The sequence below is a fragment of the Inquilinus sp. genome (genome assembly GCF_057815775.1).
Map to the genome: position 1 here is coordinate 1 of NZ_JBYRFX010000229.1, position 9,276 is coordinate 9,276.

Annotated in this window: 9 protein-coding genes; 7 read left to right on the forward strand and 2 right to left on the reverse strand. The window is 67.6% G+C overall.

The window, feature by feature from the left end; translation table 11 throughout:
- Positions 1-2,266, reverse strand: a 2,266-nt coding sequence (locus AC3XYG_RS08280) for a non-ribosomal peptide synthetase (RefSeq protein WP_489139341.1), incomplete at its 3' end; no start/stop codon positions are given.
- 305 nt (positions 2,267-2,571) lie between these two features.
- Here AC3XYG_RS08280 and AC3XYG_RS08285 point away from each other — a divergent pair.
- The 7 genes from AC3XYG_RS08285 to AC3XYG_RS08315 all read left to right on the forward strand — a co-directional run bounded on the left by AC3XYG_RS08285 (position 2,572) and on the right by AC3XYG_RS08315 (position 8,710).
- Entirely contained in the window at positions 2,572-3,348 is a 777-nt protein-coding gene (locus AC3XYG_RS08285; RefSeq protein WP_489139342.1) for a FadR/GntR family transcriptional regulator, read from the forward strand.
- Positions 3,338-4,018, forward strand: a complete 681-nt coding sequence (locus AC3XYG_RS08290; protein ID WP_489139343.1) for an RraA family protein — start codon at positions 3,338-3,340, stop codon at positions 4,016-4,018. Before AC3XYG_RS08285 ends, AC3XYG_RS08290 begins: the two co-directional genes overlap by 11 nt.
- 89 nt (positions 4,019-4,107) lie before the next feature.
- The gene (locus tag AC3XYG_RS08295; protein ID WP_489139344.1) at positions 4,108-5,367 is read left to right on the forward strand and encodes an MFS transporter; all 1,260 of its coding nucleotides are present in this window, start codon (positions 4,108-4,110) and stop codon (positions 5,365-5,367) included.
- Positions 5,364-6,383, forward strand: coding sequence for a zinc-binding alcohol dehydrogenase family protein (locus AC3XYG_RS08300; protein WP_489139345.1), 1,020 nt, complete (start codon positions 5,364-5,366; stop codon positions 6,381-6,383). Before AC3XYG_RS08295 ends, AC3XYG_RS08300 begins: the two co-directional genes overlap by 4 nt.
- An 11-nt stretch (positions 6,384-6,394) precedes the next feature.
- The gene (locus AC3XYG_RS08305) at positions 6,395-7,165 is read left to right on the forward strand and encodes an SDR family NAD(P)-dependent oxidoreductase (protein WP_489139346.1); all 771 of its coding nucleotides are present in this window, start codon (positions 6,395-6,397) and stop codon (positions 7,163-7,165) included.
- A gap of 20 nt (positions 7,166-7,185) precedes the next feature.
- Complete coding sequence (locus AC3XYG_RS08310) at positions 7,186-7,518, forward strand: UxaA family hydrolase (RefSeq protein ID WP_489139347.1); 333 nt, start codon at positions 7,186-7,188, stop codon at positions 7,516-7,518.
- Positions 7,508-8,710: a UxaA family hydrolase gene (locus AC3XYG_RS08315; RefSeq protein WP_489139348.1), complete on the forward strand. Its 1,203-nt coding sequence runs from the start codon at positions 7,508-7,510 to the stop codon at positions 8,708-8,710. Before AC3XYG_RS08310 ends, AC3XYG_RS08315 begins: the two co-directional genes overlap by 11 nt.
- Positions 8,711-8,866: 156 nt before the next feature.
- Here the strand turns inward: AC3XYG_RS08315 and AC3XYG_RS08320 are convergent.
- On the reverse strand, positions 8,867-9,276 hold a 410-nt coding region (locus AC3XYG_RS08320; protein ID WP_489139349.1), incomplete at its 5' end, for a PLP-dependent transferase.

A 9,276-nucleotide genomic window follows, 5' to 3' on the forward strand; every position in this document is an offset into this window, starting at 1 on the left:
CCTGGTCGAGGGCAAGCTGGGTGACATGCACCGTGGTCTCGGTGATGCCGTACATGTTGACCAGGGTCGGGTGGTCATAGCCGTGGCGATCGTACCAGGGCCGCAGTCGCTGAAGGTCGAGGGCCTCGCCGCCGAAGATGACGAAGCGCAGGCTCTGACCAGCCTGCAGCTCGGGACGGGCGCGGTCTTCCTCGGCGAGCTGGTAGAAGGCCGAAGGCGTCTGGTTGAGCACCGTGACCTGCTCGCGGGCGAGGAGTTCGAGAAAGGCCGTGGGCGAGCGGCTGACGAGATAGGGCACGACGACGAGCCTGCCGCCATGGAGCAGGGCGCCCCAGATTTCCCAGACCGAGAAGTCGAAGGCGGTGGAGTGGAACAGGGTCCAGACATCGGCCTCGCCGAAGCCGAAGCGGTCCTGGGTGGCACCGAACAGCCGGACGACATTCTGGTGCGGGACGACGACGCCCTTGGGGGTGCCGGTGGAGCCCGAGGTGTAGATGACATAGGCGGGGTGGTGGGGCGACAGCGGCGCCACCCGGTCGGCATCGGTGGGATCGGTGCCTGGTCCGGCGATATCCAGGCGATCGAGCCGGATGACAGGCACGCCCTCTGCCGGCAGGGCATCGCCGATGGTGATCATTGCCCTGGGCCTGGCATCGGCGAGCATGAAGCGCAGCCGCTCGACCGGGTAGTCGGGGTCGAGGGGGAGATACGCCGCGCCGGCCTTGAGGATGGCAAGAAGGGCGACGACGAGTTCGATCGAACGCGGCAGGGCGAGGGCGACGCGATCCTCGGGTCCGACGCCGAGGCCGATCAGGTGATGGGCGAGGAGGTTGGCCCGGGCGTTGATGTCGCCATAGCTGAGACTGATTCCCTCGAACACCAGCGCCGTCGCCTCGGGGCTACGCCGCACCTGCTGTTCGAACAGCTGCGGCAGGGTCGCTTCGGGCAGGGGCAATGCGGAGTGGTTCCACTCGACCAGCAGGCGCTGGCGCTCCTCCCGGGTCAGCAGCTCGATGTCGCCGATACGCCGGCCGGGGTTGTCGGCCATGGCCTGCATCACCTGGAGCAGGCGGCCGCCCAGACCCTGCAGCCCGGCCGCATCCCAAAGCGACGCATCGGCATCGAGGCCGATCTCCATCTCGTCACGCTCCGAGCGCCGGTAGAAGGAGAAGGTCAGGTCGTCGACCGCGCCGATCGACAGGTTGCGGGCGGTCACGGGCGCCTTGTCGAAGGCGATGTCGTAGTCGAAATCCATGATGTTGACGGACGGGCCGAAGGTCCTGGCCCGGCCCTGCAGGATCTCGCGCCGGATCTTTTCGCCGCGCACGCGGCCGTGGCGCAGCAAAGCACGCATCTCCGCCGCGACATGCCGCGCCAGATCCTCGTCCGTCGCCTGCGGGTCGATCGCCAGCCGCAGCGGCAGGACATTGCTGAGCATCGCCGGCACGAGGCGGGTCGCCTTGCTCCGCCCCGTCACCGGGAGGCTCAGGACCAGGTCGGTCTCGCCGGTCAGCCGGTGCAGCAGGATGGCGACAGCGGCAATCGCGGTGACGGCGAAGCCCTGTCCCATGACGGACTCCTGCGGCGGCAGGGGCTCGAGCCAGTGCCGCAATGTCCCGCCCGCCGGCGACTCGGCCATGCCCTCAAGCTGGATCGGGCCGGTCCATCCCGAAAGCTTCGACTGCCAGAAATCGAGACTCGCCGCCTCCCGAGCGGAGCCGACAAAGGCCGCATCGTCGTCCAGCACCGCCCGGAAGGGGCCGAACCAGCGTGGCGCGGCCGGTTGCCGTTCGACCGCGGCGTTGTAGAGTTCGGAGAGTCGCCTGGCGACGAGCCCCATCCCCACTCCATCCATGATGAGGTGGTGGTATTTGTGAAAGAAGACGTGGCAGGTCTCGGATTTTTTGATCAAGCAAAATTGGAATAGAGGGCCCAATTCCGGGTCTATTGATTCCGAAATGGCTTGGCCTATCCAAATCTCGGTTGATGTGTGCGGGTGTTCTTCTTCGCTGAAATCCAAATATTCCGGGTTAATTCTGTTGTTCGCGCAGTCGACGGCATGGGCATCATTTAATTCAATTGCATCAAATTTTAGAAAAAAACTATCAATCTCCGCAACAATCGAATGTAGCGCGTCTATGAAAATATTTTTCTCTACGGGGCCGAGTATCTTGAGTGACTCACCGATCAAATATGAGTTCTTGCTACTTAAGTGATGGGCAAGAAAAATCTCAGACTGCGCTTCGGTGAGCTTACGATCTGCCATCGTGACTCCAGCCAATCTCGGAGGCCGCTCAGATCTACTTCCGAGTCCCTCTGGTCGGGTATGTATGGCAAAGCCGAAGGCGGCGCCAGATCAATCCTGTTGCAATTGCAACATGACATTTGGACGTCATATCAACGCCTTGGCGGTGGGTATTGGGCAACGGGCAATCGTCCGGCGCCCCACGGAGGGGCGGCCTGTCTCCACAAGACCGACGATGAGATCGCCGCCGCTTGACGGACCGCCCGGACCTGTCTAGTCATACTTGTCATACAGGTTTGACGAGTCAGCTTGCCAGGACATCGCCGATGCCGTTGCGCGCCGATGGCCGCCCTCCCTCGCCGGGGGCCGGCCTCTCCGACCAGGTCGAGGCCTATCTCCGCGACCACATCGTGGCCAACCGCCTGATGCCGGGCGACCGGCTGCCCAGCGAGGCCGAGATCAGCCGGACGCTCGGCATCAGCCGCCCGATCGTGCGCGAAGCCTCCAAGACCTTGTCCGCCCTGGGGCTGATCGAAGCGGGGGCCGGGCGCTATCCGCGCGTCAGCGGGCTGCAGGGCAGCGTCGTCCAGCGCTTCTTCGAGGATGCGGTGCTGACCGGCCAGGGCGAGGCGCGCCAGATCCTGGAGGTGCGGCGGGGCATCGAGATCTCGATGGCCGGCCTGGCGGCGCAGCGGCGTGGCCCCGAAATGGCCGGGCAACTCGGCGGCTTGGTCGATCGCATGGCCGCCTGCATCGACCAGCCCAACGCCTATGTCGAGCTCGACATGGCGTTCCACATGGCGCTGGCCCGCGCCTCGGAGAACCCGTTCTACGTCGTGCTGGTCGATGGCTGCCGGGGGGCGTTCGAAGCCTCGATGACGGTCGGCCTGCGCCATCGCTTCGGCGCCGCCGAACTCGACCGGGTCCAGCGCCTGCACGTCGCCATCGTCGAGGCGGTCTCGGCCGGCGACGCCGAACGGGCCGCCGCGGCCATGACCAGTCATTTCGACGACGCGCTGGCCGCGCTGTATCGCAATGCCGGCTCCCCGACCGAGGGGCAGGGCCCAACTGAGAAACAGGGAAGGACATCCGATGCCCGTTGACGACGCGCTGCTGCAGACCATCCGGACCCAGCTATTCACCGCCGTGATCGGCGATGTGCTGGATGTCGCCGGCCTGCGCCACCAGTTCCTGCCGCCGGAGGTTCGCCAGCTGCTGCCGGGCGACGCGGTGCTGGCCGGGCGGGCGATGCCGGTGCTGGAGGCGGATTGCCATGGCGAGCATGTCGCCGCGCGCGGCCAGGCGGAGCCCTTCGGCCTGATGTTCCGCGCCCTGGACGGCCTGAAGCCGGACGATGTCTACATCACGACAGGCGCATCGCCGCGCTATGCCCTGTGGGGCGGGCTGATGAGCACCCGGGCGAAGGCGCTGGGGGCGGCCGGCGCCGTGCTCGACGGCTTCCATCGCGACACGCGGGAGATCCGGCAGCTCGGCTACCCCGTGTTCTCGGCCGGATCCTATGCCCAGGATCAGCGCCTGCGCGGCCGGGTCATCGACTTTGACTGCCCGATCGAATTCCCCAACGCCGTCCGGGTGATGCCCGGCGACATCGTGGTCGGCGACATCGACGGCGTGGTGATCATACCGAAGGATCACGCTGCCGATGTGGTGCAGGCGGCCCTGAACAAGGTCCGCGGCGAGGATGCGGTGCGCCGTATGATCGATGGCGGCGAGCGGACGGAAGCCATCTACGAGCAGACCGGCATCATGTAGGCCGGTCCTCTCCGGACCAAAGCAAAGGCCGGATCAAAGCAAAGATTGGGCTGCCCGCAGCGGCGGCCCGCATCGGGAGCAAACGCGCCATGCGGAACAACCGCTGGGGAATCGTGCTGTTTCTGGCTGCCTGCGGCGCGGTGAACTACACCGACCGTGCCGCCTTCGGCATCGCAGCGCCCATGTTCAGCCAGGATCTGCACATCGATCCGGCCGATCTGGGCATCCTGTTCAGCGCCTTTTCGGTCGGCTATGCGCTGTTCAACTTCGTCGGCGGCATGGCGGCCGACCGGTTCGGCGCCAAGCGGGTGTTCGGGCTGTCGCTCGCCCTGTGGTCCCTGTTCTGCGCCGCCCTGGCCGGTGCGTTCAGCTTCACCTCGATGATCGTGCTGCGGGTGCTGTTCGGCGCGGCGGAAGGGCCGGCCAGCTCGCTGGTCAACAAGATCACCAGCAACTGGTTCAAGCCGTCGGAGGCGGCGGGCGCCGTCGGCATCGGCAATGCCGGCAACCCGCTGGGCGCGGCGGTGGCCGGCCCGCTGGTCGGCTATCTCGCCTTGACCTATGGCTGGCGCTTCTCCTTCATCGCCTTCGGCGCCGTCGGCCTGGTCCTGGCGGTGATTTGGGCGCTGTGGGCCAAGGACCGGCCGCCGGGGCAGGAGGCCGCGGCCCCGGTTTCCGGCAAGGCGGGGCTCCGGCTGCCGCTCGGCTTCTATGTGCGCCAGCCAGCGCTGCTGGCGACGGCGTTTGCTTTCTTCGCCATCAACTACATCCTGTATTTCTTCCTGTCCTGGTTCCCCAGCTACCTCGTCACCGCCCGGCAGCTCAGCATCGCGAACATGAGCATCGTCTCCGCCATCCCCTGGATCCTCGGCGCGGGCGGCATCGTCGCCGGCGGCTTCCTGACGGATTTCGCGGCGACGCGGATGGACCGGCTGCTGTCCCGCAAGCTGATGCTGGGCGGCTTCCTGGGCCTGTCCTCGGTCTGTGTCGGCTTCGCCGGGGTGGTGTCCACCGTCACCGGCGCGGTGACGCTGATGTCGCTGGCCGTGCTGTTCATGTATCTCGCGGCCGTGGTGCCCTGGATCGTGGTGCAGGACCTGGTCGAGCCCGACTGCATCGGCAGCGTCAGCGGCTTCAACCACATGCTGGCCAATCTTGGCGGGCTGTTCGGTCCGCTGATCACCGGCTTCATCGTGCAATGGACCGGCTCCTTCGCCGCAGCCTTCGTGCTGGCCGGGGCGATCGGCATCGCGGCGGTGGTCGGCGTCATCCTGGGCCTGCGGCCGCTCATACCTTCCACCGTCTCGGCCGGCACGACCGAGGGCCGCCTCTTCGAGAAAGCCTCATGATGAAAGCACTGATGATCGAGGCCGAGGGCCGCACGCGCTTCCACACCATCCCCGATGTCCGGCCCCGGCCGGGCGAGGTCCGAATCTCGGTCCGCCATGTCGGGCTGTGCGGCAGCGACTACAACACCTTCAAGGGGCTGAACCCGCTGGTGCAGCTGCCGCGGATCCCGGGACACGAGATCGGCGGCGAGATCCTGGAGGCCGGGGCCGGCGTCGGGCCGGAGTTCGCCTTGGGCCGCCGCGTGGTCGTGGTGCCCTACACCAGCTGCGGCCGGTGCAGCGCCTGCCGGGCTGGCCGTGCCAATGCCTGCCGCGACAACCGCACGCTGGGGGTGCAGCAGGATGGCGGCCTGGCCGATGAAATTGTCGTCCCGGCGGGCAAGCTGATCCTCAACGACACGCTGCAGCCGCGGCACCTGGCCCTGGTCGAGCCGCTGTCGGTCGGGTTCCACGCCGTCGCCCGCGGCCGGGTGCAGCGGGCGGACCGGGTCGTGGTGCTGGGCTGCGGCATGATCGGCATGGGCGCGGTGATCGCCGCCGCGGCGGCGGGGGCGGAGGTCGTCGCCGTCGATGTCAGCGCCGCGAAGGTCGATCTGGCCCGGCGTTTCGGCGCGGCTCATGGCTGCGTCGCCGCCGGTGAGGACGTCGCCGCGTCCGTCCGGGCCGTCACCGGCGGGGACGGCGCCGATGTGGTGATCGAGGCAGTCGGGCTGCCGGCCACCTTCACCCAGGCCATCGACTTGGCCTGCTTCGCCGGGCGGGTGGCCTATATCGGCTATGCCAAGGCGCCGGTGACGTACCAGACCCAGCTGTTCAACCTGAAGGAGCTGGATATCCTGGGCTCGCGCAACGCACTGCCGGCGGATTTCCGGGCGGTCATCGCCTATCTCGAAGGCGCTGGCCTTGAGGCCGATGCCCTGATCACGCGCCTGGTGCCGTTCGCGGAGGCCGAAGACGCGCTGGACTATTGGGACCGCAACCGCGACAGCGTCCTCAAGCTGGTGATCGCCCGATGAGTGATGAACCGATGACGACAGCCTGGCGCCAGGCGTTCGGCCTGGCCGGGCAGCGTGCCCTGATCACCGGCGGCGGCTCCGGCATCGGCCTGGCGATCGCCCGGTCGATGGCCGATGCCGGAGCCCAGGTGGTCCTGGCCGGCCGCCGACGTGAGGTGCTGGAGGAGGCTGTGCGAACCATCGGTGCTGGCGCGGTGGCCGCGCCCCTCGACCTGCAGGCGGCGGAGACCATCGCCGGCTTCGTGCGGGAGGTGGAGGCGGCGCATGGGCCGATCGACATCCTGGTCAACAATGCCGGCAACACGGTGAAGAAGCCATTCGAGGAATCGACGCTGGATGACCTCGACGCGGTGCTGGACGTGCATCTGCGCGGTGCGCTGGAGCTGACGCGTGAGGTGCTGCGCGGCCAGCTGCTGCGCGGCCGGGGCAACATCCAGTTCATCGCCTCGATGACCTCCTTCATCGGCCAGCCCCTGGTGCTGAGCTACACCGCCGCGAAATCCGCCCTCACCGGCGTGGTGCGCGGGCTGTCCGCCGAATATGCGGGCCGGGGCATCCGGGTCAACGCCGTGGCGCCCGGCTGGATCGACACTGAGCTGTTCCGCAAGGCGACCAGCGGCGACCCGGCGCGGCTGGCCAAGATCCTGGGGCGCATCCAGATGCAGCGGGTCGGCAATCCCGAGGATATTGGCTGGGCCTGCGTCTACCTGGCGTCCCGGGCGGCAGGCTATGTCACCGGCCAGACCCTGGTGGTGGATGGCGGCGCGCTGGTCGGGTTCTAAGCGGGCAGGGAGGGCGGATCATGGCGATACCAGCTGAGACAACGGACGAGCGATTGCTGCTGTTGCACCCGGCCGACACCATCCTGGTGGCGCGTGAGCTGATCCCGGCCGACACCGTGGTGCGGTTGATGGGTGTGGCCGTGCGCCTCGGCATCACCGTGCCGCGCGGCCACAAGGTGGCGCGGCGGGCGATCGCACCGGGCGACAAGATCCTGAAATACGGCGCGCCGATCGGGTCGGCCGTGGCGGCGATCGCCCCGGGCGAACACGTCCATGTCCACAACATCAAGAGCGACTATACGGCGACGCACCTGGTGTCCGGGCCCGCTAAGGAGACGAAGAATGCCGGCTGAGATGATGGGGTATTTGCGGTCCGACGGCCGCAAGGGCATTCGCAACGTCGTGGTGGTCGCCTATCTCGTCGAATGTGCCCATCATGTCGGGCGCGAGATCACGCTCGGCTTCCGAGACCAGGACGTCCACCTGATCGGGTTTCCCGGCTGCTATCCGAACCCCTATGCCCAGCGGATGATGGAACGGCTGTGCACCCATCCCAATGTCGGGGCGGTGCTGCTGCTGTCGCTGGGCTGCGAAAGCTTCAACAAGTTCTCCCTGGCGTCGGTGGTCGAGGCCAGCGGCCGGCCGGTGCACACCCTGACCATCCAGAACGATGGGGGCACGCGCCGGACCATCGCCGCGGGCACTGCCTGGGTCGCCGAGCAGCTGCAGCACCTTGCCGCCCAGCCGACGGTGCCGATGGCGCTCGACGAGCTGATCGTCGGCACGATCTGCGGTGGGTCGGACGGCACCAGCGGCCTCACCGGCAACCCGGCCGCCGGGCGGGCCTTCGACCGGCTGATCGAGGCCGGGGCGACCTGCATCTTCGAGGAGACGGGCGAGCTGATTGGCTGTGAGGAGATCATGGCCTCCCGCGCCATAACGCCGGGTCTGGCGGACGAGCTGCGCGCCTCGGTGGCCAAGGCTGCCCGCTACTACGCCACCCTCGGCTATGGCAGCTTCGCGCCCGGCAACGCCGATGGCGGGCTGTCGACCATCGAGGAGAAATCGATGGGCGCCTATGCCAAATCCGGCTCGTCGCAGATCACGGGCCTGATCAAGCCGGGCGATATCCCGCCGCGTTCGGGCCTCTACCTCATGGATGTGGTGCCGGATGGCGAGGTCCGCTTCGGCTTCCCGAACATCTCCGACAATGCCGAGATCGTGGAGCTGATCGCGTCCGGCTGCCATGTCGTGCTGTTCGTGACCGGTCGCGGCTCGGTCTCAGGCTCCGCCATCTCGCCGGTGATCAAGATCTGCGCCAATCCGGACACGTTCCGGAAGCTGGAGGACGACATGGACGTCAATGCCGGCCGCATCCTGGAAGGGGCGGCCACGCTGGATGAGGTCGGTGACGAGATCCTCGGCCTGATCCAAGGCGTCGGCGCCGGCCAGCGCACCTGTTCGGAGACGCTGGGCCACCAGGAATTCATCCTGACCTACAAGAGCTTCGAACCGGCTGGCCCCGCCTGCCTGCCCGCGGCCTAGAGACCGTCCGGGAATGCTACTGGCGCGGCCGCCTGATGGCGGTGTCTCCGCTTCCGGTGCTCACGGACCAAACGTCCGCTGCGCGCCGGTTCTCGACACCACCACCAGCCGACTCACGCTAGCGCATTCCCAAACGGTTTCTTACCAAACGGCCTCTTAAAGGACGGGCCCGATCCGCTGCAGCGACTGGGCAAGGTCGGCGATCAGGTCCTCCGGCTCCTCCAGCCCCACGTGCAGGCGGATCAGCGGCCCGCCGTAGTCCTTGGGGAATCGCCGAGCGCCCAATTGCGGATCGCAGGAGATGGCCAGGCTCTCGAACCCGCCCCACGAGAACCCCAGTCCAAACAGGTCCAGAGAGTCCAGGAAGGCGTTCACCGCCGCTTCGGGCCCAGGTTTCAGCGCGAAGGCGAACAGGCCGCAGGCGCCGCTGAAATCCCGCTTCCACAGGTCGTGGCCCGGGCAGCCGGGCAGGGCGGGATGGTAGACGGCCGCCACCTGTGGCTGGTTCCGCAGCCAGGCGGCGACGGCCAGGCCGCTTTCGCCCTGGCGCGCCAGCCGCGTCGGCA

Bases quoted from the DNA above. Each gene is read 5' to 3' on its own strand.
- AC3XYG_RS08305 (WP_489139346.1), top strand. From the start codon at position 6,395: ATGACGACAGCCTGGCGCCAGGCGTTCGGCCTGGCCGGGCAGCGTGCC.
- AC3XYG_RS08300 (WP_489139345.1), top strand. From the start codon at position 5,364: ATGATGAAAGCACTGATGATCGAGGCCGAGGGCCGCACGCGCTTCCAC.
- AC3XYG_RS08315 (WP_489139348.1), top strand. From the start codon at position 7,508: ATGCCGGCTGAGATGATGGGGTATTTGCGGTCCGACGGCCGCAAGGGC.
- AC3XYG_RS08295 (WP_489139344.1), top strand. From the start codon at position 4,108: ATGCGGAACAACCGCTGGGGAATCGTGCTGTTTCTGGCTGCCTGCGGC.
- AC3XYG_RS08285 (WP_489139342.1), top strand. From the start codon at position 2,572: ATGCCGTTGCGCGCCGATGGCCGCCCTCCCTCGCCGGGGGCCGGCCTC.
- AC3XYG_RS08310 (WP_489139347.1), top strand. From the start codon at position 7,186: ATGGCGATACCAGCTGAGACAACGGACGAGCGATTGCTGCTGTTGCAC.
- AC3XYG_RS08290 (WP_489139343.1), top strand. From the start codon at position 3,338: ATGCCCGTTGACGACGCGCTGCTGCAGACCATCCGGACCCAGCTATTC.